Origin of the sequence: Phyllobacterium brassicacearum (assembly GCF_003010955.1) — a bacterium.
Taxonomy (GTDB): Bacteria; Pseudomonadota; Alphaproteobacteria; order Rhizobiales; family Rhizobiaceae; genus Phyllobacterium; species Phyllobacterium brassicacearum.
Window position 1 is genome coordinate 146638 of record NZ_PGGO01000001.1, and the last position, 26500, is coordinate 173137.

A 26500-nucleotide genomic window follows, 5' to 3' on the forward strand; every position below is an offset into this window, starting at 1 on the left:
TGCAATCCTCTGGTTCAGTGGATGGGTTTGGACAGGATGTCGCTCAGCGCGGATATCATGGTGCGGGCAAAGGCGGGTTCGGCGGAGGCGCCCATGTGACCAATGCGCAGGATCTTGCCGGCAGTCTCGCCGCGTCCAAGCGAGACGAGAATGCCGTGGTCGTGCAGCAGACGATCGCGCAGCGCCACATCACTGATGCCGTCAGGCACTTTGAAGGCTGTCGCCGTTGGCGCGCACCAGGCCTCCTGCTTCGGCCACAGCGACAGGCCGAGGCCAAGCAGCCCTTCCCTCGCGACCATGGCCGTCTGCGCATGGCGGGTCCAGACGTTCGCCGGCCCCTCCCTTGCATAACGGTCAAGAGCGGCATCGAGCGCGTAGATTTCGGCTATGGAGGGCGTGACCGGAAACTCCCGGCCTGGCTCCGATGCATCCTTCCAGGCAATGAGGCTGAGGAAGGAGCCTCGCGGCGCATCGGGATTGGCTTCGATCTTCGCCCATGCCCGCTCGCCGACTGCGATCAGGCTGAGGCCAGGTGTGCTACCGAGGCATTTGGATGGCGACGTGATGAAGATATCGGCATGGACGTTCTGGGGGTGCACGTCCATTCCGGCAAAAGACGATACCGCATCGACAATGAGATAGGCGCCGTGCGCGGCAACAATTGCGCCGATCTCGCCCACGGGATTGACCGTGCCGGATGGCGTATCGTGATGGCAGAGCGCGACGACACCGATATCCGGACGGCTGCGCAAGACATCGCGCACCGCTTGCGGGTCAATGATTTCGTCAAAGGGTACAGCGAGTTCGACGACTTCCTTGCCATAGCGCGCCGCCCAGGCGGCGAAGCCCTTGCCGTAGACACCGGAAACAAGGTTGAGCACCACGTCGTCCTTGCCGATCAGCGCGGCCGCCGCCGCTTCGATGCCAAGGATGGCCTCGCCCTGCATGATCACCGGATCATTATCGGTCTGTAAAGCCTGCCGGAGCTTCTCTACGACGCCGGCATAATAGGCCTGGAACGCTGGGTGATAATCATAGAGCACCGGCTTGCCGAGCGCCGCCAGCACTTCCGGATAGGCAGGTACGGGACCGGTCGTCAGCATCAGCGGAGGGATGGGAAGCAAGGATCGCACTTCGGAATTTCATCCCGTCTTTTGATAGGAACCAGCTCAGAAAGCAGACCATATTCTTCGGATTACGGGAAACCAAGAAAAACCGTATCAATAATCCTTGTATGGACGGCAAATCCATTGTGCCATCAACTCACTCCATCGGAATGACATCGACCGACTGCTTGCCCTCCTGCGATCCGCTGGTCTTGAGCACACCCACGATGGGCGAGACATCGGCATAGTCGCGGCCGTAACCGATGGTGATGTGATCGTTGCCCGCGACCATGGCGTTGGTCGGGTCGAATTCCTGCCAGCCGGCTTCGCGCCCGCACCAGACACGCACCCAGGCATGCATCGCATCGGCACCTTCCAGCCGTTCTTCCCCGGGTGGCGGAATAGTACGCAGGAAACCGCTCACATAGCCCGCCGGAATGCCGATACCACGCAGACCGGCTATCATCACATGGCTGAAGTCCTGGCATACGCCTGCCTTGAGATCAAACGCCTGACGCGCGGTCGTGCGCACATCGGTCACATCGGACTCATAGGTGAAATCGGCATGGATGCGGTCGTTGAGATGCTTGACCGCCTCCATCACCGTACGCGTTTCGGCAAGGCTCTGTTCGGCATAAGCCGTAATTGCTGGATCGATTGTCGCATAGGCACTGCTGGTCAGGAAGTGATGCGGCGCATCCGCTGCGATGGACCAGACGCTGCGAATCTCCTTTTGCAGACCTGCTAGATTGGGCGAGACGTCGAGCATTGTTGGCGGCCGGGTAACGTTGACCCGTGCCGTCATGGTCACATCGAGCGTCTCATGCGGGTTGCGGTAGGTGATCGACGTGACCGTATTAGAGAAAAAATCAGTGAATTCCGAGCGTTCCGCCGATACCGGGTCGAAAGACAGGCTCGAGGCGATCACACGCTGCACTCCCGGCATGCTTTGCGGCATGACACGGATGTGGTGCCGGCCCCCGACAGCCGAACGCTCGTAATCATAGTGAAGATGAAGGCGGATATTGTAGAGCATGGCGGCCTTCAGGCGAAATAGGTATCGGAAATCGTATCGGACAGGGTGCCGATCTCATAGGCAATCGTGTCGAGCTTCTTCGGTGTCAGATCGGCAGCTTCCATGATTGCCATATCGGTGTGCAGGCGCAACACCTTCTTGGAAAATGCAGGCATGCTCGCACCCGGTTCGCGGGCAGGCAGCAGGCCGAACTCCGTCTTCAAGGCATCCAGCTGGAAGATGATCGAACGCGGATTGAGCGGGTCAAGCGCCAAAAGGTCGAGGACGCTCAGACGGCCCGAATAAACGCTGTATTGACGCCGGTGAGTCATGACGCTGTCGCCGATCTCCAGCAACATTTCCAGTGCGCCCTCGGGCGCATCGTCATGCGACAAGGTCGCCAGAATACGGGCCATCTGTATGCCACGCTCAAGTCGCCGGCCGATCTCCAGAAACCGCCAGCCGGTAAAGCGATACATGTTCTCATGCACGAGGCCAGAGAACCCGGCCAGCTTTCGCAGGATGATCGTCATGGCCCGGGTCGTGTCGTCCCCTGGCATGACCACATCCTGAAAACGATGAACGGTCTTGGAGAGATCGCGCAGTGCCAGCCAGCCATCGGGCGAAAAGCGGTCGCGGATGCGTCCAGCGCTCAGCATCGCGCCATCGATGGACCGCTGCAGCCCCTTTGGTACCGCTGTATCGAGATCGACACCGAGTGGTTTCAGGTAATCGCGCATTTCCGTCAGCAGCGGCAGCTCCATATTGGCCGCCTCGGCATAACGGGCATGGCAAGCGCGCAGGACGCGCGCCGTACCTTCCGCACGCTCGATATAGCGCCCCATCCACATCAGGTTTTCCGCTGCCCGGCTTGGCAGCGTCCCCGGCACGTTGCGGCGGAACGTGTCGTCCTCACGCGGGAGCAGCGTGTCCTTGCGCACCGGACCGCTCGAAGTAATCCAGACGTCGGCGGCCTGCCCACCCCGCTGCATGGCGATCGCTGCCGTATCGAGCGTGAAGCCGACGCGGGCGAAGCCGCCGGGCATGAAGCTCCACCCGTCCTTGTGGCGCGCCGCAAAGACCCGAAGCACGAATGGCCGCGGTTCCAGTTTGCCATCGACATAAACCGGCGTCGTCGAGAGTTTTACAGCCTCCTGCCCGACCAGCCCGCGCCCATCTTTCTGTAGCCGGGCCAGCAGCCCCTTACGCCCTTCTTCGTCGAGCGCCGAGCCGAGCACGGTCGCCCCCACGTCCTCAAACGGCAGTCGCGTCGACATCGCCGGACCGACCATCATCTGATCGAGCCGGTCAATGACCTGTTTTCGTTCCTTGTCCTGACCGCACCACCAGGTCGCGATGCTCGGCAGTGCAAGATCGTTTCCGTGCAGCGCTTTTGAAATAGCCGGCAGGAATGCCAGGAGCGCGCGGGTCTCAAGGATGCCGGAGCCCAGCGCATTGACCAGCGAAACGGAACGCTGGCGCAGGGCGCTTACCATGCCGGGTGTGCCGATCCATGAATCCGTCTTCAGTTCGAGCGGATCCATATAGGCGGCGTCCATGCGCCGCCACAGGGCATCGACGGGCTTGAGACCCGATACAGTCCGAACCATCACCCTGCCCTTGCTGACTGTCAGGTCGTCACCTTCGAGGAGCATGATGCCGAGATAACGCGCGATATAGGCGTGCTCGAAATAGGTTTCATTGTTCGGCCCGGGCGTCAGGATAGCCGCCCGCCCCTGCGGACTTTTGACCAGCGCCTGCAGGGAATCGCGGAAATCCTTGAAGAACCCGGCGAGCCTGTGCACGTTCATGGCGCCGGAGATGTCCGACAGTGCGCGTGTCGTTGCCACCCGGTTTTCGAGTGCAAAGCCTGCACCGGATGGTGCCTGCGTGCGATCGCCCAGAACCCACCACTGCCCATCCGGCCCGCGCCCGAGTTCAAAGGCACAGAAATGCACAAAATGTCCGCTCGCTGGTTTCACTCCTGCGATGGCGTGCAGGAATTCCGGATTTGAGGCAATCAGATCCGCGGGCAGCAAGCTGTCCCGGATCAGCCTGTTCTCGCCATAAATATCCGCAACAATATCTTCGAGCAGATCCGCACGTTGCGTCAGGCCGAGGGTGATCGCCCGCCAGTCATCCTCATTGATCAGGATCGGCATATGGGCGAGCGGCCATTCGCGCTCCTGCGTGCCGTTCTCATCATAGACACGGTAGTACACACCGGCATCGTGTAGGTATTGATTGGCGCGGGCAAAACGCGTCGCCAGCTTTTCCGGACCGATCTGATCAAGCGTCTGAAGCAATGTTTCCCAACCGGGGCGAAGGGCTCCGGCCGGGTCAAACATTTCGTCGGCAACGCCAGGCAGAGGTCTGTAGCTCGCGAGCAGGCCAGCACCAGGCCCAGCACCAGCCTTTGCCTCTGTTTGCGCTCGATTGCTTGCCGACATCCGACCCCTGCTCAATTCTGGCGCGGCCGTCTCAGGTCAAGCGTCATCGGAAACTCAGCTGACGGCTGTTCTTTCCTGAGCTCATATCCCCCGGCCGTATGCCCGCGTGGTTCAAATCGTGCCAGGCGGCGTGCCTCGGCCTCATTTGAATTGACCGGGAACGTATCATAACTGCGCCCCCCGGGATGTGCGACATGATAGACGCAGCCGCCAATGGCCCGGCCTGACCACTGGTCGTAAATATCGAACACCAGCGGCGTATTGACCGGGATCATTGGATGCAAGCCGGACCTCGGCTGCCAGGCCTTGTAACGAACGCCGGCAACGGCAATGCCCTCTGTACTCGTCATCTTCATCGGGATTTCACGGCCGTTGCAGGCAATGCTGTAGCGGGCCGGGTTGAAGCCTTCTGCCTTGACCTGAAGCCGTTCCACCGAACTATCGACGAAACGCACGGTGCCACCGATGGCGCCCTGCTCGCCCATGACATGCCATGGTTCCAGCGCCTGCCGCAATTCTAGCTTCACGCCCTCATTCTCGATCTCGCCGCAAAACGGGAAGCGGAATTCAAGCTGCGCCTCGAACCATTCGGGGCGGAAATGAAATCCATTCTGAGACAAGTCCGCGAGCACATCGAGGAAATCCTGCCAGACGAAGGCTGGCAGCATGAAGCGGTCGTGCAGTGACGTGCCCCAGCGAACAAAGCTGCCCTCTATCGGCCTGTTCCAGAAGCGGGCTATCAGCGCGCGAACGAGCAATTGTTGCGCCAGACTCATGCGCGCGTTGGGCGGCATTTCGAAGCCGCGGAACTCGACGAGACCCAACCGGCCTGTCGGCCCGTCCGGCGAGAACAGCTTGTCGATACAGATTTCTGAACGATGCGTGTTGCCGGTCACATCGACCAGAAGATTGCGGAACAGCCGGTCGACGAGCCAGGGCAGCGGCGGCGTTCCCCTACCCGGCATCGGAACCTGCGCCATGGCGATTTCAAGTTCATAGAGACTATCGTGGCGTGCCTCGTCGAAGCGCGGTGCCTGACTGGTCGGACCGATGAACATGCCCGAAAACAGATAGGACAGCGAAGGGTGACGCTGCCAGTGCAACACAAGGCTTTTCAACAGATCCGGGCGGCGCAGGAATGGGCTGTTATTCGGTGTTTCGCCCCCCACGACCACGTGATTGCCACCGCCGGTACCCGTATGGCGTCCGTCGATCATGAATTTGTCGGCGCCGAGCCGCGTCTGCCGCGCCTCTTCGTAGATTGCAGTCGTTGTCTCCACACATTCGCGCCAGTTGGAGGCCGGGTGGATGTTCACTTCGATCACGCCGGGATCAGGGGCGACCCGGATTACATTGATGCGATGATCCTGTGGCGGGCCATAGCCTTCGATGTGGACTGGCAGACCGAGTTTCGCAGCCGCAGCTTCCGCCGCGCCGACAAGCTCCAGATAGTCCTCCAGCGCTTCTACCGGCGGCATAAAAACACTCAAACGACCGTCGCGCGGCTCGACCGAAATGGCCGTGCGCACGGCGCCGCCGATTTCGCCGAGTTCCTGCTCCACGCGTTCCTGTTGATTTCCCTCGGTTGCGGTGAACGATGCGACCGGGGCTTCTCGGGCCGCGGGGGTTTGCGCGAGAGAACCCGCCCGAGCCGCTTGCGCGAGAGAATCTGCGAGTGGGCCGCGTTCAACCGATGGATCGACCGGAACGATATACGGATATTCGGATGGGGGTACATGCGGCAATGAACCAAGCGGCAGGCGATAACCAACCGGGGAATCGCCCGGCACCAGAAACAACTTGCCGCGGCGGGTCGTCCATTTTTCGCTGCGCCACCTGGGCCCGGAAACCGCCTTGCTGTTCCAGCGCTGCACAGGGAGAACGAATCCCGTCGGCTGCGTCAGGCCGCGCTCGAAGACACGGGCAATGCGGCTACGTTCCTCCGGATCTTTCAGTCTGGAATTGGAGGGATCGACATTTGCCGGCAGATTGCCCTCCTTGACGATCCATTCGGCAGGGTCCTCGTAAGCGGGGGAAACCATCTCGTCTTCCACCCCCAGAATATTGGCAATTCCCGTGAGAAGCTTGCCCGCATCGTCCGGCTTGACATCCGCCTTGCTGTTTTCCGGGGCGATAAGGTCTGGATTGACCCAGATCGGCTTGCCGTCCTTGCGCCAGTACAATGAGAACGTCCAGCGGGGCAGGCTTTCCCCTGGATACCACTTGCCCTGTCCATAGTGCAGGAAGCCACCCGGTGCGAACCGGTCGCGCAGGCGGCGGATCAGCTTGTCGGCCTTTTCGCGTTTTGTCGGACCTACCGCATCGGTATTCCACTCGCCGGATTCGAAATCGTCGATTGAAACGAAGGTTGGCTCACCGCCCATGGTGAGACGCACATCCCGTTCCTTCAGAATTGCGTCCACCTTTTCGCCGAGCGCATCAAGCGCTGCCCAGGACTCATCGGAGAACGGCTTGGTGATGCGGGGATGTTCTGACACGCGGGTAACATGCATGTCGAAAGCGAATTCGACATTGGCAGGTTCCGCCATGCCGGAAATGGGCGCTGCGTTGCGATAGTGCGGCGTCGCCGCAAGCGGCACATGGCTCTCGCCGGTGAGCAAGCCGGATGTCGGATCAAGACCGATCCAGCCTGCGCCCGGCAGATAGACCTCGCACCAGGCATGGAGATCGGTGAAATCCTTGTCGGTGCCCGCGGGACCATCAAGCGATACCAGATCAGGCTTTAGCTGGATCAAATATCCCGAGACGAACCGGGCGGCGAGGCCAAGATGCCGCAACGTCTGCACCAGCAGCCAGCTAGAATCGCGGCAGGAACCCGTGCGAACGCCAAGCGTCATCTCCGGTTCCTGCACGCCGGTTTCCATGCGGATGACATAACCGACCTCGCGCTGGATGCGCGCGTTGAGGTCGACGATGAAATTGACCGTATTGGTTGTGCTGCGATCAATCGTATCGAGAAAAGCTTGCAGTAGCGGCCCTGCCGGTTCCGGCTTCAGATAGATCGACAGGTCCTCCCTGATCTCCTCCGGATAGGCGAAAGGCCAATTCTCGGCGACTGGTTCGACGAAGAAATCGAACGGATTGTAGACGGTCATGTCGGCGACAAGATCGACCTCGATCTTGAGCTCCGTGACGGGCTCGGGAAAGACGAAACGGGCAAGGAAGTTGCCGTAGGGATCCTGCTGCAGATTGACGAAATGATTGGCTGGCTGGACTTTCAGTGAATGGCTGAGCACCTTCGTGCGTGAATGTGGCGCTGGCTGAAGCCGGATGATTTGCGGCCCCAACATGATAGGGCGGTCATACTTGTAATGGGTCAGATGGTAGACTGCAGCGTGAATTGCCATGTCGCCTCAAAGTGCTTTTCTTAAAATGCGCGTTCCCGAGAAGAACGTAGCCTACTCTATCCTGATGTAAATCTCACGCTGCCAATTATTTTAGCATTCTCGCAGCATGCCGCATAAACGAGCGCACACAACCGTGGCCGTATCTTACTGACGTAGAATGCAACCTGGCATTCGTTGCCGCAAACGCCGGCTCAAGAAATTTTCATCAGGTCATGTGGACGTACCAGCAAGCACCGGGCCAGCCGGTGCGTCGGAGATGATGGGCCTCTCCGACTTGAGGGCAAGGGCCTTGCCCGCTAAACAGGAGGTTCCAACAATTATCTGTTCGATTCGCAATCCCAACTATCTCCAAGCGAAACCGGTTGCTTTGATTGTAAATTCTTCTAATGATCGTCGCCGATGGTTTCTCCGGCACGACAACGCCGGAGATGAAAAGGGAACACGGTGAGGCGTACCCAAAAGGGACCGAGACCGTGGCTGCCCCCGCAACTGTAAGCGGTTAGCGATGCCTGATGATGCCACTGATCAGAAGATCGGGAAGGCAAGGCGAAGCTGAGACCCGCGAGCCAGGAGACCTGCCATCAATTCTGAAATTCGAACCGGACGGGGTGTGCCGGGAGCGATGCGATGTTTTCCGCTGCAGTAGGCGCCCATACATGCGGGCATGCCGAACAGCGGTAATATGTCTGCTGCGTTCCCTTAGATTCCGCTTGGAAACACGCTGTGGTGGTGAGGCATATGGCGTGATTTTTGAGAACCGGAGGCAGCGTACTTGAAAGTACGTGAGCACCGGAAGCGCAAAAAATCGCGTCAGATGACTTCCGCAGCGTGTTTAGAAGCGGGATCGCATTCCTGTCCTTGAACCGGGCAGATATGAACATTCAAACACTCCCTCTCCTGTCAGACCCGACTGGCGAATTAATGGCCGCCGGTCAACAAAATTACTTTACTTATGTTATACCATTACGTTACTTGGGCTTCGAGATGGCCGAGATTTGCCGTGCTTCGATATCGGGAGGATTCCATTCATGAGCCATATTGCCCTCAATGCCGACGCGGTAACCTTTCGCACTGATGGCCAGACACTTGTTGATGCGGTGTCATTGACTGTGACTTGTGGCTGCCGCCTCGCGATCGTTGGGCCGAATGGGGCCGGCAAATCCACTTTGCTTCGCATGCTTGCCGGCCTTCTCCAACCGACGTCCGGCGATATCTATCTCAGTGGCGAGAGCATCAGCCGGCTGACTCCGCTGGAGCGTGCCCGGCAGTTTGCCTTCGTCGGCCAGACCGACACGCCCGACCCGCAGTTGATTGTCGAAGATTACGTTGCGCTCGGACGAATCCCGCATAGCGCCGCGTTCACGCGCGCAGAAAACCGCGAGATCGTCGCGCAAGCGCTGCTTCGCGTGAAGATTGCCCGTTGTTGCGGGCGACGCATCGGTTCCTTGTCCGGAGGCGAGCGTCAGCGCGTACTTTTGGCCCGGGCCATCGCGCAGCAGCCCGCGGTACTTTTTCTTGACGAGCCGACTAATCACCTCGATCCCAAGGCCCGCAGCGAATTGCTGTCGCTGGTGGCCGGGCTCGAGGTCACCACGATAGCCGTATTGCATGATTTGCCGCTCGTCGCGCCGTTCGCAACCGATGTTGCGGTGATGGATCACGCGCAGCTCGTGGCAGCCGGCGCGCCCGACCAGACCCTGACACCCCGCATCGTCAGCGATGTCTTCGAACTTGACGTGTTGCGCCTACGCCATCCCTCTCAGGATCGCGAGCTCATGGTGTTTGAAACACCCGAAATGTCCCCCCATGCCCACAAACGGAGTCTATAATGAGACAAGCCTTTCTCGCCCTCACCCTCACAATATTGTCCGCTCCTGCGTGGGCATTTCCCGTCACCGTCGACAGTTGCGGCAAGCCGGTCACCTTCGACGCAGCGCCGAAGCGGGCCGTCATCCAGGACATCAACATGAGCGAGATGGCATTCGCGCTTGGACTACAGCCTTCGATCGTCGGCGTTACCGGTATCACCGGCTGGTACAAGCTGGATGATGCATTCAAGCAGCAACAAGGCTCGATCCCCGAACTTGCGCCCAAATATCCGACCATCGAAAATCTGGTCGCGGCCAGTCCCGATTTCTTCTTTGCCGGCTGGAACTACGGCATGAAGCCCGGGGGTGATGTTACACCGGATACGCTCGCGCCCTATAGCATAAAGACGCTGGTGCTGACTGAAAGCTGCGTGCACCTCGACAAGAATCGCCCTGCTGCGTCAATGGATCTGCTCTATGGCGATATCGAGAAGCTCGGCAAGATTTTCGGCAAGGAGGCAGAAACTGAGAAGTTGGTCTCCGGCTGGAAAGCGCAGCTCGCGGATATCAAGAAAAGAATCAGCAGCAAGGGCGATACCCGTGTTTTCCTTTATGATTCCGGCGAAGACAAACCTTTCACCGCGGGCAAATTCGCAATGCCAACCGCTCTGATCAGCGAGGCTGGCGGCACCAACATCATGGCCGACATGGATACTAGTTGGGCCACGACCTCATGGGAAACGGTCGCGGCACGCAACCCGCAATTCCTCGTTCTGCTGGATTACCAGGATGATGCCGGGTACCGCAAACTTCTCGACTTCCTTAAATCGCATCCTGCGATGAAGGAAACCGACGCGGTCAAGAACGAGCGTTTCGTCGCGCTGCGCTACGCTGAGATTACCCCAGGCCCAGCCAATGTCGAGGCGATCGGCAAAATCGCCAAGGCCATGCATCCAGAGGCTTTCTAAGGTGCGATTCAGTGCCGTTCAATGTTTGCTGCTTGCAGCGGGGATGGTGCTGGTCATCGCCCTCGCCCTGGTATCGGTCGCCTATGGTTCAGCTGTCATTCCGCTTCCGGACGTGCTGGGCGCACTTGCCCATGCCGTTGGCTTGGGTGATCAGGCAACGAGTGCACCGATCGAACGCATCATTGTCGACCTGCGCCTGCCGCGCGTGTTGTTGGCCGTCTGCGTCGGCGCCGGACTTGGCATCGTTGGCGCCATGCTGCAGACAGTGACGCGCAATGATCTTGCCGATCCTTTTCTGTTCGGGCTTTCGTCCGGTGCGGCGGCTGGGGCCGTCTCGGTAATCACCGTTCTTGGTGACCGTTTCGGCATATGGACCTTGCCGATTGCCGCCTTTTGCGGCGGCATGCTCGCGGCAATCAGCGTGCTCCTGCTGGTACGCCGCGTTCAGGGTCAGGGGCCGGAGCGCCTGATCCTTGCCGGCCTTGCCGTGTCATTCCTGTTTGCGGCCCTGACCAATTACATGGTGTTTTCCGGCGACCAGCGTGCCGCCCATTCCGTGTTGTTCTGGACGCTTGGCGGCCTTGGCCTTGCACGCTGGGATAATCTGCCACTGTCATTGCTCGGCCTTGCCGCAATCCTCATCTACGCCCTCGCCAACCACCGCAATCTCGACGCGTTTCTCGCGGGAGAAAGCACGGCAGAAAGTCTCGGCGTGCGAGTCACGCGCACCCGCAACATGGTCTTCATCGTCTGCGCGTTCTCAACGGCGATCTTCGTTTCGGTCGCCGGCGTCATCGGCTTTGTCGGACTCATGATCCCGCATATTGCGCGCCGCTTCGCCGGCCCGCTGCACGCCGGGCTCGTTGTCACCTGCGCACTGTTCGGCGCCATGCTGATCCTGCTGAGTGACCTCGCCGCACGGCTGCTGCTTGCACCGCAGGAGTTGCCCATCGGCATCGTGACGAGTTCCGTTGGCGCGTTCTTCGTGGTGACGACATTGCTGCGGCGACAGACCGGAAACTAGAGTTTCCCGCGCGCGACGAAATTGGGATTGGCGAAATCGGCATCGTCGGCCTGGTTGCGGCGGCCATAGGTCAGAGGCTCGCCGTCAAGCGTCAGCGTGATTCCGCCGGCGGCGCGCAGCACGGCATCGCCCGCCGCCGTATCCCACTCCATCGTACGGCCAAATCGCGGATAAATATCCGCCTCGCCCCGCGCGAGCAGACCGAACTTGAGCGACGAGCCGACGGAGACGCAATCGGCAATGGAGAAACCCTCCAGGAAATCGTCCGTTTCCGGCGTGCGATGTGAACGGCTGGCGACCGCCACCATCTGTTCTGGCGCGACCCGGCAGGCAATGGTTTTGCGACCGGTGATCTTCACTTCGTGGTCAACCGCCACTTCCTGCGCGCCCTCCGGCCCGCCGATAAACAGCCAGCCGCGTACTGGCGCATAGACGACACCGAGCACCGGCGCACCATGTTCGATCAAGGCGATGTTGACGGTGAAATCGCCGTTGCGATTGACGAACTCGCGCGTACCATCGAGCGGATCGACCAGGTAGAAGCGATCCCCGAGATTTCCCGGAACGTAACCACCGGAAATCTCCTCTTCCGCGACAACCGGAATATCCGGCGTCACCCGGCGCAATGCGGCGAGAATGATCGCTTCCGCCGCATGATCGGCTGCCGTCACAGGTGATTTGTCGTCTTTCAGTGCAACGTCGCAGCCTTCCTCATAAATGCGCAGGATTTCCCGACCAGCGGCAATTGCTGTCTCTTCAAAAATGGAAAGAAGGGAGATGTAATTAAGTTGCGAAAGTACTGTCACGGGATTTCCAGTTTTGTAGCGCTGTTTATCCCCGCCTTGTGGCGGAGAAAGCGATTTCAGCATCTTAGCGTAGCTAAGTGGTAGAAATTGCAAGAGAGGGGATTTGCTTCACTTCAGTACCCCCTCACTTGGATTTTCCAAAGAGGCTAAACCCGGGAAAATCCTTTCTCTCCGCAAGGGGAGAGATAGTCGGCGCTTAAATTGACCACGAACTTTGATCATAGTTGAAGATAACGCCGTGCTCTACGAGCAGCCTTTCGACCTCCGACGCAAGTTCTTCCGCCGTCCGGCCAACCGTCTTCAGGTGGAGTTCCGGATTTTCCGGTGGCTCATAGGGCGAATCTACGCCGGTGAAGTTCTTGATGTCGCCGCGCAATGCCTTGGCATAGAGCCCCTTTGGATCGCGACGAGCGCATTCTTCGAACGGCGTGTCGACAAAGACTTCCAGGAACTCGCCGTCTCCCAGCAGTTCGCGTACCATACGGCGCTCGGTGATGAAGGGCGAAATGAACGAGACCAGCACGATCAGGCCCGCATCCACCATCAATTTCGCCACTTCGCCGACACGCCGGATGTTCTCCACGCGATCTTCCTCGGTGAAGCCCAGATCGCGGTTGAGGCCATGGCGGACATTGTCGCCATCGAGGATGTAGGTGTGCTTGCCGATCGACGAAAGCCGCTTCTCGACGAGATTGGCCACTGTCGATTTGCCCGATCCCGATAGCCCGGTGAACCACAACACCGCCGGCTTCTGATCCTTCTGTGCGGCACGCGAGGCCTTGTCGACGTCAAGCGCCTGCCAATGCACATTCGACGCGCGGCGCAAGGCAAAGTCGATCATGCCGGCACCAACGGTCGCATTGGTAAGTCTGTCGATCAGGATGAACGAGCCGGTCGAGCGGTTGGACTTGTAAGGATCGAATGCAATCGGCTCCTGCGTCGAAATATTGCAGACACCGACCTCGTTCAGGTCAAGCGATTTGGCCGCAACCTCGGCGAAACTGTTGATATCGACCCGATATTTGAGATCGGTGACCGTCGCGGTCACCTGGTCGGTTTCCGTGCGCAGAATGTACGACCGGCCAGGAATCAACGCATGCTCGGCAAACCACACGAGGTGGGCGGCAAACTGGTCTGCCACTTCGGGACGCGCTTCCGGGGCGACCAGCATATTGCCACGCGAGACCTCGATCTCGTCCTCGAGAACAATCGTGACCGCCTGTCCCTCGTGTGCAACCTCAAGATCGCCATCCCAGGTGACGATGCGCTTGACGCGGGAGGACTTGCCCGATTTTGCAACAACCACCTCGTCACCGGGAGCTATGGTGCCCGATGCGATGGTCCCGGCGAAACCGCGGAAATCGAGATTGGGGCGGTTGACGAACTGGACCGGAAAGCGGAGCGGGCGTGCAGAATCGGCGCTGTCCAGCGGTACGTTTTCCAGGTGTTGCAGCAGCGCGGGTCCCTTGTACCAGGCAAGATTGGCGGATGGCCCGATGACATTATCGCCGAAGCGCGCCGAGAGCGGTATCGCTTGCATCGTGTTGAATCCGAGATTGCTTGCAAATGCCTGATAATCCGCGACAATCCGGTCAAAGACATCCTGTGAATAATCGACCAGGTCGATCTTGTTGACCGCAAGGACGATGTTGCGAATGCCGAGCAGCGAGGCGATGTAACTGTGCCGGCGTGTCTGCCGCAAAATGCCCTGCCGGGCATCGACCAGAACGATCGCGAGGTCCGCGGTGGATGCGCCGGTTGCCATGTTGCGGGTGTATTGCTCATGACCCGGCGTATCGGCAACGATGAACTTGCGCTTGGGCGTGGAGAAGAAGCGATACGCGACATCAATGGTGATGCCCTGCTCGCGCTCCGCCTCAAGTCCATCAACGAGCAACGCTAAATCGATGTCTTCGCCATTGGTGCCATGCTTGCGGCTGTCATTGGTCAGCGCCGCCAGCTGGTCCTCGAAGATCAGTTTGGTGTCATAGAGCAGACGGCCGATCAGCGTCGACTTGCCGTCGTCAACGGAGCCGCAGGTGAGAAACCGCAGCAGTGACTTCTTCTCCTGCTCGGACATGTAGGCGCTGATCTCTTCTGCAGCTGAAGCGGCGTGTGTGACCTCGACTTGGGCTAGCTTTGACATCAGAAATAGCCCTCGCGCTTCTTCTTTTCCATGGAGCCTGCCTCATCCTTGTCGATCATGCGGCCCTGCCGCTCGGAGGTACGGGCAACCAGCATCTCGCTGACAATTTCCGGCAAAGTCGCCGCATCGGATTCAACGGCGCCTGTCAATGGATAGCAGCCGAGTGTCCGAAACCGCACCATCCTGTCCTGCAACACCTCACCGGGCAGCAGCTTCATCCGCTCGTCATCGCGCATGATCAGCATGCCGTCGCGTTCGACCACCGGGCGCTCAGCCGCAAAGTACAATGGAACGATCGGAATGTCCTCCAGCATGATGTATTGCCAGACGTCGAGTTCGGTCCAATTCGATATTGGAAAGACACGGATCGATTCACCCTTGGCGACGCGGGTGTTGTAGATCTTCCACATTTCCGGCCGCTGGTTCTTCGGGTCCCAGGAATGCTGGGCGTTGCGGAAGGAGAAAATCCGCTCCTTTGCCCGCGACTTCTCCTCGTCGCGCCGCGCACCACCGAAGGCCGCGTCAAAGCCGTATTTGTCGAGCGCCTGCCGGAGCGCCACCGTCTTCATGATGTGGGTATGAGTGTTGGAACCGTGCACGAAGGGGCTGATGCCCTGCTCGATGCCCTCCTGGTTGCTGTGGACGAGAAGATCGAAGCCGAGCCGCTCAGCTTCTGAATCACGAAACGTGATCATCTCCCTGAATTTAAAGGTACTGTCGACATGGAGGAAGGGAAATGGCGGCTTGGCCGGATAAAAGGCCTTCATCGCCAGATGCAACATGACGGAAGAATCCTTGCCGATCGAATAGAGCATCACCGGGTTGGAAAACGTCGCCGCGACCTCACGGAAAATATGGATCGCCTCGGCTTCTAGACGCTGAAGATGCGTCAGGTTCTTGGTCATGAAATCACTATCCACTCTTGCTGCCGAGCATCGCTCTGGCAACAAATATCGTTCCAAATTTGTCGACATCATAAAGATTGCCGATATTCGGCGCAAACATAGTGGAAGGGTGTGAATTAAGGAAAGGATGGATTCACAGCGTGAACAAATTCAGCGCCAATTTATTGCCGCGAACGACAAATTATCAGAACGCCATTCCGCGGATCGACGAAAACCGGGAGCCGGCATCTTACAAAAGCCGATTCATGGAAAATCGATCCTGCCATTATCACTACTCAATCAGTAGAGATTAGCAGGATCGTCCGGCTTGCCACCATGCGATCAAGAGCAGTCATTCCGCTGCTCTATTGATCAAGCCGCCCGACAAATGCCTCAAACTCCTCGGCCGTCGCATAGGACTTCTGCGTTCCCACGCGCGTAATGGAATCGCCCGCATAGAGCGCCGCCTTTTTCAGCGAACCCTCCAGTTCGCCGCTCTCCACGTAGTAGCGGGCGAAGCTGCCGATGAACGCATCACCGGCGCCGGTGGTGTCTTTCGGCTTGACCTTGAGCGGTTCAATGAGCGTTGACGAAGCGGCCGTAACCAGGCGCGCGCCGCGCGAACCCATGGTGACGATGACGGTGCGGATACCCTTGTCGATCAGGGACCGCGCTGCCGCCTCGATCTCTTCATCCGTGCCCGTGGGCATTGCCGTCAAAAGCGCAAGTTCCGTTTCGTTGGGAACAAGGAACGTTGCCTTGGTGACCTGCTTCGCATCAAGATTGGGCGCTGCCGGCGCGGGGTTTAGGATCGTCTCGATACCATGGCGATGGGCGAAGGCGATTGTGTAGTAGACCGTCTCCAGCGGCACCTCCAGCTGCATCAGGATGAGGTTACAGCGCTTCAGGTCCTCTGCGGCCGCATCGATATCCGCGGGCTTCAGTTCGTTGTTCGCACCCTTGATGATCAGGATGGAATTTTCGCCGTGCTCGTCGACGAAGATCGGCGCAACGCCGCTCGATTTCCCGGCTACGGTCCCGACATGGGCGATGTCGATGCCATTGTCCCTGAAATTGTTGATCGTGCTCTGACCAAAGACATCATCGCCAACCTTGGTGACCATCATTACTTCGGCGCCCAGGCGCGCAGCGGCCACCGCCTGATTGGCGCCCTTGCCACCAAATCCCATGAAAAATGACGGCGCTTCCAATGTTTCGCCTGGTGCGGGCATACGAACGATCGATGTGACGAGATCGGTCATGTTGCTGCCGACGACGGCGATACGATGTGCCATGCTGGTCTTCCTCCACTAAACTTCCGGCAACGATCTATATCAATGATTTGCGGGAAAGAAATGCCTGACGGGCTACATCATTGTGGAATGCCTGATGGGTGCAGCAACAAAAAAGCAATGGCTGGGGCGGGAGGGTTCGAACCTCCGAATGGCGGTACCAAAAACCGCTGCCTTACCACTTGGCTACGCCCCAAAAATATCAGCGCTGATTTGATTAATCCGCGTGACAGCGCGGCCTTATAACCTTTGGCTCCCGCTTGCGCAATCACCAATGACCACCAGTTTGTCTCTCTTCACAATTGTTTCGGCATTATTTTCATGACAAGGGAAAGAGCCCCGATTCCGCATGAGGATAACCACGCTTGCCTGCGATCATCATTCCCTTCCTTGTCACTGCCATTGCAAGCACCGTGTTGCTGGCGGTCATCATGCGAATACTGCCAGCCGATTTTCTTGGAGCAGCCGTCACCGAGCGCTCGAATCACACGCAGGCGGCACAGCAGCTTGGCGGCCTCGCGATTGTACCGGCAATCATCTGCTCGCTCTGGATCTTCGGGCCGGAAAATGGGCTTAACCCGGCGTTTCTTGCGTGCGCGACTATCGCTTCCCTGCTTCTGTGGGTCATTGGCTTTCTGGATGATCGCCATCACCTGCCGGAATCCATTCGCCTCTTATCCCAATTTGCCGCCTCCACTATTGCCGTCTATGGGCTCGGTCCGGATTTCCGCCTTCTGCCGGACCTCCTGCCTTTCCTTTTGGAGCGTGGGCTCCTCGTTCTTGCGCTCGTTTATTTCATCAATCTGACGAACTTCATGGATGGACTGGACCTGATGGTCGTTTCGGGACTCGGTGTTCCGCTGGCGTTGCTGGCAGGATTTTCGGGGTTTGGTCTAGTAGCGATCGGGACCGGCAACCTTGCCGCTGCGATTGCGGGTGGTCTTGCCGGTTTCGCCATTTTCAACCGGCCGAAAGCACGCGTCTTCCTTGGCGATTCCGGCAGCCTGCCTATTGGCCTCCTGAGTGGCCTTGCTTGTTTCCTTGTCGCGCGCGACATGTCGATCTGGGCCGGTCTGATCCTGCCGCTGTTCTTCATTGCCGATGCGACGTCGACGTTGCTGATGCGGCTCGCGGCTGGCGAAAACATCCTCGCCGCCCATTCCAAGCACGCCTATCAGGTGGCGAAGCGGTCAGGATGGTCGGTCTGGCAGGTGGTTTCGAGTGTCGGCTTGCTCAACCTCATCCTCGGCGCCTGTGCCCTTGCAACGATCCAGCATGGCTTGCCACGCCTTGTCGGCATTCTCGTCGCGCTGTTTGCGGTCGCGCTTGTCCTCTATCGCTTTCGCAACAGAAAAAACTGAGTTCAGAGCCTGCGTAGCAACGCGGCAAGATAGAGTCCCGCCTGTTCCCACATCGTCTGCCGGTACACACCGGACTTGCGCAGGTAATAGAGCCGTTTGATGAAATTATCTGACCGGACCTTCCAATAGAGATCGCACGTGGCGCGGGCCTCATCAGTCAACAGAGCGCGGTTGCGAACCAGCCCTTGCACATTGAGGTCAGACTGCTCGACGAATTCTCCTGCGATCAACCCCCGCACCCGGGCAAGCCACACATTCCATATGTTCCCCCCTTGCGCTTGCCGTTCGCGCGCGAGTATCTGCGGATCGCAGTGCACCACACCCCCGGCCCCGGAGACAATCAGATAGAGCCACCAGCCATGGCTGGAAAACTCAGACTTACGGCAAGATTGGGCGAGAAGATCGCGCGCCATCCGGTTGAAAAGCATCCTGTTTCCCGGCGCGATATCCTGCACCAGCGCATTGCCAAACACCAGATCCCGCACCATCGGCCGGGAGACACCTGATACGGCCCCGTCCTGCCGGATTGCCAGGCTTTGCGAACAAAACGCCGACGGGACTGCAAAGGCATTGTGTTCGATCCAGCGAACGGAATTGGCGACCTTCTCAACCTCCCAGAGGTCGTGCTGATCGGCGAACGCGAAATAGTCTGCCTCGATGTCTGGATTGACGATCAGCGAGCGGAAGTTTTCCGCCGGTCCATCGCCGCATCCCTCGAGGATACGCACGCGCCCCTTGCTCCAGCGTTTTGACCAGTCATTAATGATCGCCACGGTCGCGTCGGTCGAAGCGTCATCCGATATCCAAAGATCAATGTCGGGATAGGTCTGCGCTGCGATCGAAGCGAGGTGATCGTCCAGGCACGCCGCGCCATTGCGGGTCACCAGCAGGACGGCAACCCTTCCGGATGATGGTGTGCGTTTCAACAGTGCTCAATCCTGTCTTCTGACTCACTCCCATCGCTCTTGCACATCAAACTGGCCAACAATGAGATCGTGCGGAATATGAGCGGCTACGCGCTCGCGCCCTCAAACAGCAGCTTGCGAACCGAGTCCGCGTCCTGCTCTTCGATCAGGCGGCGCAATTCGGCGACGGCATCCGGCAGATGGTCGACGGAGTTTACACTGCGTTTGGCACGGAGAATCTTCGAGTGGCTCGTCGGTGAAACACCCGTCGGGTCGTAGAAGAGTTCCTCGTGCAGCTTTTCGCCGTCGCGGATGCCAACGGTGATGATCTCGATATCGCCCTCAGGATTGGAGCTGTCCTTGACCGACAGTCCCGCCAGCAGGACCATGTTCTCCGCCAGATCGCGGATGCGTACCGCTTCGCCCATTTCGAGCAGAAGAATGTCGCCGCCTTCGGAAAGTGCGCCTGCCTGAATGATCAGCTCCGCCGCTTCGCGCACGGACATGAAGTAGCGCGTCATCTCGTCATGGGTGACTGTCAGCGGACCGCCATTGGCAATCTGTTCGCGAAACAGCGGCACAACCGAGCCGCTGGAGCCGATCACATTGCCGAAGCGAACCGAGGCAAAGGTCTGACCAGTGCCGTGCTTGCTGGCTTCATTGCCGTTGTGGCGGACAATGAGTTCCGCCCAGCGCTTCGTCGCTCCCATGACATTCGACGGCCGCACAGCCTTGTCGGACGAGATCAGCACGAAGTTCCGCACACCTGCCTCGCGGGACAATCCAGCCAGCACATCGGTGCCGATCACGTTGTTGCGCGCTCCCTCGACCACATTCTCCTCGACCAGGGGAACGTGCTTGTAGGCCGCGCAATGATAGACATTCTCCACCTTGTGCTCGGCAAGCACGGTTCTGATCAACGGCGCATCGCTGATGGAGCCGAGGACGGGAACGATCAGGCAATCGCTGATGGACGTGAGTTCGCGCTGGAGCTGGTAGATGCTGTGTTCGTTGACGTCGAAGATGACCAGCTTGGAAGGAGCGAGCTTCACAATCGTGCGGCAAAGCTCCGAACCGATTGACCCGCCTGCCCCGGTGACGAGGATGACACGGTTTTCAACGGTTTTGTCAAGCAGGATCGGGTCTGCGGGGACGGGCGAACGGCCGAGCAGATCATCAATGTCAATATCGCGCAGCTGGCTGACGAGGTATTTGCCGGCGGTGAGGTCCGAAATCGAAGGCAGAATACGGACCTTAACCTCAAGTGACTTCAACCTGCCAATGAGCCTACGGCGCTGGATACCGCTCAGGGCCGATGTCGTCACGATCATCTCGCTGATGCCGAAATTGTCGATCAGCGTCTCCATCTGCGCTTCTGGATAAACGCGGATGCCGAGGATATCCATGCCTTGCAGGCCCTTGTCATCGTCGATGAAACCGGCAACGAAGACTTCATTCTGGGCCCTCAGGGCGTTCGCCAATTGCCGCCCGGCATCGCCTGCCCCATAAATAAGGCATTGCCTGCCCAAGACTTTTTCGCGGATCGGGCTCCACAGCAGCCATTTGGCGGCAAACCGGCTGCCACAAATCAATCCGACGCTCAGCACCCAGTAGAGGAACGGAATGGCGCGCGGCACGCCTTCGGCACCTGTCATGAGCGTGAGAAACGCCAGCGAGACCCAGAGGACGACTGAAATCGTCACAGCCTGGATCATGGTCCAGATCGCCCGGTCCGGCAGATACCGGATGACAGCGCGATAGAGACCAAAGCGAACGAACACCGGCAGACCGATCAGCGCCGCCGAAACCATTAACAGGGCTTGCTCGCTATTCGGAATGAAGAATGCACCAAACCTCAGTACATAGCTGAGCCAGACCGCGAATGTCAGCGTCACCACGTCGAAAAAGACGAGGAGCATCTGCTTGTAACGACGCGGCATCATCGAGATGCTTTGCCGAAAGTTTTCCAATTTCATTGATCCTCGGCGTGGGGGACACAAAACGGGCGATCAGTAGCATAGGGCACCATAAATGCAATGCTCGTTCGGCGATCAACCGGGGCGTGCTTGGAAATCAACAGGAAACTCGTTATATTGCGGACCGGAGAGGGGGCGAGCTAGCGCCCGCCCTCCTTTCCTAGCTGATGAAATGGACCCGGATCACAAGCTGCCAGCTCGTCCGGGTCTTTTTCATTTCTAGGGTGACGCGTAGTGGCAGGAACCACATTTGCCTTCACCTCCGAGTTTACAGCGAGGCCCTCGCCTCGGTCGGAGTGGCCCCATCCTCTCCGAATGCACCGGCTGGCTCGGTGCTGCTGCCGCCGCTGTAAACCTCCAATCCATGATGTGAATTTCTTCAGGTCACAACGAATGCAGGGTTGCATGTTTCATGGGTGTGCAGCCTTCCAGGTTGTCGCGCGATTGGCTGGCGGTTTATCCAACAGATTCAGATTGTCGATCCTGTCAGGAAAGACATCGCCGTCGATATCTCGCCGATGATGCGAAAACATCTGGGCACTGTGTTTGCACAGCATGGCGTGCTGCTTGCCAGCGGCGCTGGCAATATAAGTGTCCCTTGCCCTGATCCGTCGCCCGCATCTTCGTCCAACCTTGTCTACTTCAAGGGAGATGAACAACGCAGCTTCAGCGTGGTTGGGATCTATGGGTAAACAGCAGGGCCGTAGTGCTTTTCAACTCCCCCTGTACGTCGAGTACGACCAGGGGGTCACCAGCAACGGCACGTGGTAGTTGGCTGCGGCATCGGATATGGCAAAACGGATCGGAACTTCGTCGAGGAAGGCCGGCGAGTCCACGGCGACCAGCTTGTGCTTGAAGTAGTCCTCGACGAAGAAGGTCAGTTCGTAACGGCCCACCTTCATTTCGTCCGACGACAACAATGGCTTGTCGGTTCGCCCGTCTCCGTTGGTGACGACGGTCTTGATCAGTTCGCGGCCGTCCTTATTGATCCTGTGCAGGGTCAGCGCCATGCCAATGGCGGGGCCTCCGGAGGTCGTATCGAGCACATGCGTGGATAACTTTCCCATAAAATCTTCCTCAAGCAATTAAATCGTCGAGACGAAACCGGGCAATCTGCGCGATCTGCTGCAGCGCCTCGGCGACCTCCTCCCCGGCATTATGACCCAAGCGCTGCCGGAACGCCGCCATGATCGAATGCTTGTCATGCCCGCGCACCGCAAGAATGAACGGAAAGCCGAAACGGCTCTGATAGGCGTTATTCAAACGATGGAACTCCTCGAATTCATCATTCGTCAGCCGGTCAAGCCCCGCTCCCTTTTGTTCGCTGGTCGATTCCGCGGTCAGGCTGCCCTGCCGAGCCGCCTTGCCGGCCAGATCCGGGTGAGCGCGAATGAGTCCGAGCTGGGCGACCTGACCTGATTTCTCAACAGCAACCACCATGGCTTCATGCAGTCGGTCGACGCTGGCAAACGGTCGCATCCTGGCCACAGCTTCGGGCACCCAGGGCGAATGCTCGAATATGCCGCCGAGTGCTCCAACAAAATCTGCGGTGCTTAGATTATTCAATTGCTCAAGCGTCATTGCGCGACCTCTCAGACCGTATTGAACGCAAGACGTTTTCCGGAGTCGCAGGTGCGTCCAGCTGTGGCACACCACCCCGGATCGAAGCAATGGCATCGCGGATGGCAAGCCAAACCGATATGCCCAGCATCAACGGTGGCTCACCGATCGCCTTGGAGCGGAACACCGTTTCTTCGCGATTTGGCATATTGTCGAGAATGCGGACATTGAATTGCGGCGGCACATCGCGCGATCCCGGAATCTTGTAGGTGGAGGGCCCTACGGTGCGTAGACGGCCTGCCTTATCCCACCACAGTTCCTCGCAGGTCACCCAGCCCATGCCTTGCACAAAGGCTCCCTCGATCTGGCCAAGATCGATAGCCGGGTTAAGCGGTGATCCCACATCCTGCAGAATATCGGCGCGCAGGCAGCGTGTCTCGCCCGTCAGCGTATCGACAGCAACTTCCGCAACCGCAGCGCCATAACTGAAATAGAAGAACGGCCGGCCTTTCATCGTCTTGCCGTCCCAGTGGATTTTCGGCGTCGCATAATGCCCGGCTTCGGAAAGCTGGACGCGTTTGGCCCAGGCCATTTTTGCCAGTTCGCCGAATGAAATCGATTCATTCCCCGCGTGCACCCGGCTCTCGCGATAGACAATCACGTCTTCTTCAACGTCGAAATGCTCGGCGGCTACCCGCGTCATGCGCGCCTTGATTGCCGTCGCAGCTTTGAACGCAGCCATGCCGTTGAGATCAGAACCGGTGGAGGCAGCTGTCGCGCTGGTGTTCGGCACCTTGCCGGTGGCGGTCGACGAGATGCGCACCATGTCCAGTTCGACCTGGAATACTTCCGCCACCACTTGCGCAACCTTGACGAAGAGGCCCTGGCCCATCTCCGTGCCGCCATGGTTGAGGAAGATCGACCCGTCCAGATAGACATGAACGAGGGCGCCGGCCTGGTTGAGCGAGGTCAGATTGAAGGAAATGCCGAACTTGACCGGCATCATCGCCAACCCACGCCGGATCACCGGATTTTCCGCATTGTGGGTGTCGATTTCAGCGCGGCGAATTTGCCAGTCGGCGGAAGCCATGACCGCCTCCGTCACTTCGACCAGACGATTGTCCTCGACCTTCTGGCCATAGGGCGTCATGTCGCCGGTATCGTCGCCATAATAGTTGATCGCGCGGACATTGCCGGGATCGAGCTTCAGTTTGCGGGCGATGGTATCGACGATACATTCGATCGTGAGAATGCCTTGCGGCCCGCCAAACCCGCGAAAAGCGGTGTTGGAGACGGTGTTGGTCTTGCAGGCATGGCCGATGAAGCGGGCATGCGGAATGAAATAGGAATTGTCGGTGTGGGTTAGCGTACGAGTGATGACGGGTCCAGTGAGGTCCGGCAGATTACCGGCACGCGCCAGATATTCGACATCGAGCCCAAGAATGCGGCCTCGATTGTCCACCCCGACCTTCCAGTTGGCCACATAGTCGTGGCGCTTGCCCGTACCAGCCATGTCATCACGACGTTTCAGCCGCATCTTGCATGGCTTGCCCGTCTTGGCCGCAATCAGCGCAGCAGCACCGGCGATAATCGTCGGCTGGCTCTCCTTGCCACCGAACCCTCCGCCCATGCGCCGCACCTGGCATTCGACCGCATTGGCGTGCAGGCCGAGAATGCCCGCCACGTGATGCTGCACCTCTGTCGGGTGTTGCGTCGAGGAATGCACCAGCATCTCGCCGTTCTCGCCGGGGATGGCATAGGCGATGTGGGTTTCCAGGTAGAAATGATCCTGCCCGCCCATGTGCAGTTTGCCGGAAAAGACATGCGGTGCATCGGCCAGGGCCTTGTCGGCATCGCCCTCGATCACTTGCTGCGGCGGTAGGACATAACTCTTGCGTCGATGCGCTTCTTCGACGTTGAGCACCGGTTCGAGTGGTTCGATATCGAGCTTTACGCGCTTTGCTGCGCGGTAGGCGGTCTCAAAATCTCGTGCCGCAACGACGGCGATCACCCGCCCCTCATGATCGACGATATCTTCGGCGAACAGAGTTTCGCCGTGGAGGATCGGGCCGACTTCATTGTGACCGGGCACATCCTTCGCCGACCAGATGCCAACAACGCCGTCCATCGCCAGCGCTTCTGAGCCATCGAACCCCTTCAGTCTGCCATGGGCGACTGGCGAGAGCACAAAGGCCGCATGCAGCGTGCCCGGCAGTTCCGGCATGTCGTCGATATAGTTCGCCTCTCCGGAGACATGACGCGCAGCGGAATCATGGGCGATACCCTTGCCGACTATACTGCGGTGAACGATTTTGGCGTCAATGTTCATAGTGCCATGACCTCCACCAGTTCTCCCGCAACGTCGCGCCAAAAGCGCTCGGCCAGATTTGCCGCAACCTCAAGCCGGTAGTCAGCGCTGCCGCGCCAGTCGGTGAGCGGCTTGAATTGTGCGGAGATTGCCGCCGAGCAGGCCTTGATCGCCTTAAGGTCGAAGCTTGTACCGATGAGCGCCTGCTCGGCCTGCCCGGCCCGCTGTGGCGTTGCCGCCATGCCGCCAAAGGCGATGCGGGCGCTGCGCACCTGATCTTCCTCGCGGATGATCGAAAACGCCGCACAGACCGTCGAAATGTCCTGGTCGTAGCGTTTTGATATCTTGTAGACGCGGAATTCCTGTCCTTCCTTCGGCTTCGGAATGGAAACCGATGCGATGACCTCATCGTCACGCAATTCGGTCTTGCGGTAATCGAGGAAGAAATCCTCGAGCGGCAGAAAACGATGACCGCTCAGCGACGCAAGCTCCACTTCGGCGCCAAGCGCAATCAATGCCGGTGGCCCATCGCCGATCGGGCTCGCCGTGCCGATATTGCCGCCGATGGTTCCCATTGACCTTATCTGCGTAGAACCAAAACGGCGGATCAGCGTGGCGAAAGATGGGTAGAAACCGGCAATGCGGTCGAGCACCTCTTCCCAGGTCACCGCAGCACCGAAGCTTAAGTGATTTTCGGTTTCCCGGATCGCCCGCAATTCGCGCACATGCGCCAGCGAAATCACCTCGTCCCAGTCGGAATGATAATCAGCCAGCGCCACGCCGAGATCGGTGCCGCCGCCGAGCAGGATCGCATCCGGCCTTTCCTTGCGCAGTTGCAGCAGCAACCCAAGCTGGTCCGGCTGGTGGAATGTCGAGCCCGAGGCTGAAATCGTCGCGTGTGGTTCAATCCGTTCGAAGGCTGCCACCTGCGGGCCGGCAATGGTGGTGCCGCCGGCGGCTAACACCTTGCGTGCCGCTTCGACGATTGGCCGGTAGCCGGTGCAGCGGCAGAGATTACCAGCAAGCGCGTCATGGATATCGTTGTCGTTGGCTTCACCATTGGCCGCGGCCAGACCTGCTCTTGCAGCGCCTCTTTGCGCTGCAAGACCCGCCAAAGAAATCACGATGCCCGGCGTGCAGAAGCCGCATTGCGACGAGCCGTTTTCCGCCATCGCCTCCTGCACCGGGTGCAGTTGCTCGCCTTTCAGCCCCTCGACCGTCACCAATGCGCGGCCATCGATCTGACCCATGGCAAGAATGCAGCTATTGGCGGCGTGATAGTGCACCGCTTCGCCGGCGGGATCGCCGATGAGCACCGAGCACGCGCCGCAATCGCCCTCGGCGCAGCCTTCTTTCGTGCCAGTCAATCGTGGCGCGTTGCGCAGCCAGTCCAGCACTGTCATGTCCGGCCTTACGGAAACGTCCTGCGCCTGACCGTTCAGAAAAAAGCGTATGGTTTGTGACATATGGCCAGCTTCAACCGGCTAGGCGCACCCGTCAAGGGGGCAGCCGTTGCCGGTTCA

At 59.0% G+C, this 26500-nt stretch carries 18 protein-coding genes, 1 tRNA gene and 1 riboswitch; of the genes, 4 read left to right on the top strand and 15 right to left on the bottom strand.

Features of this window, described 5'->3' with window-relative positions; genetic code table 11:
• Positions 1 to 14: 14 nt before the first annotated feature.
• The 4 genes from ppaT to CU102_RS00775 all read right to left on the bottom strand — a co-directional run bounded on the left by ppaT (position 15) and on the right by CU102_RS00775 (position 7939).
• Positions 15 to 1133, bottom strand: a complete 1119-nt coding sequence (gene ppaT, locus CU102_RS00760; protein WP_245425092.1) for a pyridoxamine--pyruvate transaminase — start codon at positions 1131 to 1133, stop codon at positions 15 to 17.
• Positions 1134 to 1263: 130 nt separating this feature from the next.
• Entirely contained in the window at positions 1264 to 2142 is an 879-nt protein-coding gene (locus tag CU102_RS00765; RefSeq protein ID WP_106709057.1) for a transglutaminase family protein, read from the bottom strand.
• Between the two features lie 8 nt (positions 2143 to 2150).
• On the bottom strand, positions 2151 to 4571 hold the full coding sequence (locus CU102_RS00770; RefSeq protein WP_106709058.1) for a circularly permuted type 2 ATP-grasp protein: 2421 nt from the start codon (positions 4569 to 4571) through the stop codon (positions 2151 to 2153).
• Positions 4572 to 4582: 11 nt separating this feature from the next.
• The gene (locus tag CU102_RS00775) at positions 4583 to 7939 is read right to left on the bottom strand and encodes a transglutaminase family protein (protein WP_106709059.1); all 3357 of its coding nucleotides are present in this window, start codon (positions 7937 to 7939) and stop codon (positions 4583 to 4585) included.
• 383 nt (positions 7940 to 8322) lie between these two features.
• A riboswitch (cobalamin riboswitch) is annotated at positions 8323 to 8536 on the top strand.
• A gap of 431 nt (positions 8537 to 8967) precedes the next feature.
• Here CU102_RS00775 and CU102_RS00780 point away from each other — a divergent pair.
• The 3 genes from CU102_RS00780 to CU102_RS00790 are packed head-to-tail and all read left to right on the top strand — an operon-like array spanning position 8968 to position 11739.
• On the top strand, positions 8968 to 9768 hold the full coding sequence (locus tag CU102_RS00780) for an ABC transporter ATP-binding protein (RefSeq protein ID WP_106709060.1): 801 nt from the start codon (positions 8968 to 8970) through the stop codon (positions 9766 to 9768).
• Complete coding sequence (locus CU102_RS00785) at positions 9768 to 10715, top strand: ABC transporter substrate-binding protein (RefSeq protein WP_106709061.1); 948 nt, start codon at positions 9768 to 9770, stop codon at positions 10713 to 10715. Before CU102_RS00780 ends, CU102_RS00785 begins: the two co-directional genes overlap by 1 nt.
• Positions 10716 to 10758: 43 nt before the next feature.
• A complete protein-coding gene (locus CU102_RS00790) occupies positions 10759 to 11739 on the top strand; it encodes a FecCD family ABC transporter permease (RefSeq protein ID WP_106709062.1) in 981 nt (326 codons plus the stop codon).
• On the opposite strand, the gene cysQ is transcribed toward CU102_RS00790, so the two are convergent.
• From cysQ to CU102_RS00815, 5 genes are all read right to left on the bottom strand, one after another.
• Positions 11736 to 12545, bottom strand: coding sequence for a 3'(2'),5'-bisphosphate nucleotidase CysQ (gene cysQ / locus CU102_RS00795; RefSeq protein WP_245425093.1), 810 nt, complete (start codon positions 12543 to 12545; stop codon positions 11736 to 11738). The genes CU102_RS00790 and cysQ overlap by 4 nt on opposite strands.
• A 196-nt stretch (positions 12546 to 12741) precedes the next feature.
• On the bottom strand, positions 12742 to 14691 hold the full coding sequence (gene nodQ, locus CU102_RS00800; RefSeq protein ID WP_106709064.1) for a bifunctional sulfate adenylyltransferase/adenylyl-sulfate kinase NodQ: 1950 nt from the start codon (positions 14689 to 14691) through the stop codon (positions 12742 to 12744).
• The gene (gene cysD / locus CU102_RS00805) at positions 14691 to 15596 is read right to left on the bottom strand and encodes a sulfate adenylyltransferase subunit CysD (RefSeq protein WP_106709414.1); all 906 of its coding nucleotides are present in this window, start codon (positions 15594 to 15596) and stop codon (positions 14691 to 14693) included. Before cysD ends, nodQ begins: the two co-directional genes overlap by 1 nt.
• 344 nt (positions 15597 to 15940) lie before the next feature.
• Positions 15941 to 16870, bottom strand: a complete 930-nt coding sequence (gene rbsK, locus CU102_RS00810; protein ID WP_106709065.1) for a ribokinase — start codon at positions 16868 to 16870, stop codon at positions 15941 to 15943.
• A gap of 118 nt (positions 16871 to 16988) precedes the next feature.
• A tRNA-Gln gene (locus tag CU102_RS00815) sits at positions 16989 to 17063 on the bottom strand.
• A 169-nt stretch (positions 17064 to 17232) separates the two neighbouring features.
• Here CU102_RS00815 and CU102_RS00820 point away from each other — a divergent pair.
• A complete protein-coding gene (locus CU102_RS00820) occupies positions 17233 to 18228 on the top strand; it encodes an MraY family glycosyltransferase (protein WP_106709066.1) in 996 nt (331 codons plus the stop codon).
• A gap of 2 nt (positions 18229 to 18230) precedes the next feature.
• Here CU102_RS00820 and CU102_RS00825 read toward each other — a convergent pair whose 3' ends face one another.
• The 6 genes from CU102_RS00825 to xdhA form a co-directional block, all read right to left on the bottom strand.
• On the bottom strand, positions 18231 to 19154 hold the full coding sequence (locus CU102_RS00825; RefSeq protein WP_166648297.1) for a glycosyltransferase: 924 nt from the start codon (positions 19152 to 19154) through the stop codon (positions 18231 to 18233).
• 86 nt (positions 19155 to 19240) lie between these two features.
• On the bottom strand, positions 19241 to 21109 hold the full coding sequence (locus CU102_RS00830; protein WP_106709068.1) for a polysaccharide biosynthesis protein: 1869 nt from the start codon (positions 21107 to 21109) through the stop codon (positions 19241 to 19243).
• A gap of 713 nt (positions 21110 to 21822) precedes the next feature.
• Positions 21823 to 22176, bottom strand: coding sequence for a hydroxyisourate hydrolase (gene uraH / locus CU102_RS00840; RefSeq protein ID WP_106709070.1), 354 nt, complete (start codon positions 22174 to 22176; stop codon positions 21823 to 21825).
• Positions 22177 to 22186: 10 nt separating this feature from the next.
• Positions 22187 to 22690, bottom strand: coding sequence for a 2-oxo-4-hydroxy-4-carboxy-5-ureidoimidazoline decarboxylase (gene uraD, locus CU102_RS00845; RefSeq protein ID WP_106709071.1), 504 nt, complete (start codon positions 22688 to 22690; stop codon positions 22187 to 22189).
• Positions 22680 to 24998 carry a xanthine dehydrogenase molybdopterin binding subunit gene (gene xdhB / locus CU102_RS00850; RefSeq protein WP_106709072.1) on the bottom strand — a complete coding sequence of 773 codons (2319 nt, stop codon included), beginning with the start codon at positions 24996 to 24998 and terminating at the stop codon, positions 22680 to 22682. Before xdhB ends, uraD begins: the two co-directional genes overlap by 11 nt.
• Positions 24995 to 26443: a xanthine dehydrogenase small subunit gene (xdhA, locus tag CU102_RS00855; protein ID WP_106709073.1), complete on the bottom strand. Its 1449-nt coding sequence runs from the start codon at positions 26441 to 26443 to the stop codon at positions 24995 to 24997. Before xdhA ends, xdhB begins: the two co-directional genes overlap by 4 nt.
• Positions 26444 to 26500: the final 57 nt, after the last annotated feature.

Excerpts from the sequence above, each read along its gene's own strand:
- CU102_RS00765 (WP_106709057.1), bottom strand. The coding sequence starts at position 2,142 with ATGCTCTACAATATCCGCCTTCATCTTCACTATGATTACGAGCGTTCG.
- CU102_RS00770 (WP_106709058.1), bottom strand. The coding sequence starts at position 4,571 with ATGTCGGCAAGCAATCGAGCGCAAACAGAGGCAAAGGCTGGTGCTGGG.
- CU102_RS00775 (WP_106709059.1), bottom strand. The coding sequence starts at position 7,939 with ATGGCAATTCACGCTGCAGTCTACCATCTGACCCATTACAAGTATGAC.
- CU102_RS00780 (WP_106709060.1), top strand. The coding sequence starts at position 8,968 with ATGAGCCATATTGCCCTCAATGCCGACGCGGTAACCTTTCGCACTGAT.
- CU102_RS00785 (WP_106709061.1), top strand. The coding sequence starts at position 9,768 with ATGAGACAAGCCTTTCTCGCCCTCACCCTCACAATATTGTCCGCTCCT.
- CU102_RS00790 (WP_106709062.1), top strand. The coding sequence starts at position 10,759 with ATGGTGCTGGTCATCGCCCTCGCCCTGGTATCGGTCGCCTATGGTTCA.
- nodQ (WP_106709064.1), bottom strand. The coding sequence starts at position 14,691 with ATGTCAAAGCTAGCCCAAGTCGAGGTCACACACGCCGCTTCAGCTGCA.
- cysD (WP_106709414.1), bottom strand. The coding sequence starts at position 15,596 with ATGACCAAGAACCTGACGCATCTTCAGCGTCTAGAAGCCGAGGCGATC.
- rbsK (WP_106709065.1), bottom strand. The coding sequence starts at position 16,870 with ATGGCACATCGTATCGCCGTCGTCGGCAGCAACATGACCGATCTCGTC.
- CU102_RS00830 (WP_106709068.1), bottom strand. The coding sequence starts at position 21,109 with ATGAAATTGGAAAACTTTCGGCAAAGCATCTCGATGATGCCGCGTCGT.
- uraH (WP_106709070.1), bottom strand. The coding sequence starts at position 22,176 with ATGGGAAAGTTATCCACGCATGTGCTCGATACGACCTCCGGAGGCCCC.
- uraD (WP_106709071.1), bottom strand. The coding sequence starts at position 22,690 with ATGACGCTTGAGCAATTGAATAATCTAAGCACCGCAGATTTTGTTGGA.
- xdhB (WP_106709072.1), bottom strand. The coding sequence starts at position 24,998 with ATGAACATTGACGCCAAAATCGTTCACCGCAGTATAGTCGGCAAGGGT.
- xdhA (WP_106709073.1), bottom strand. The coding sequence starts at position 26,443 with ATGTCACAAACCATACGCTTTTTTCTGAACGGTCAGGCGCAGGACGTT.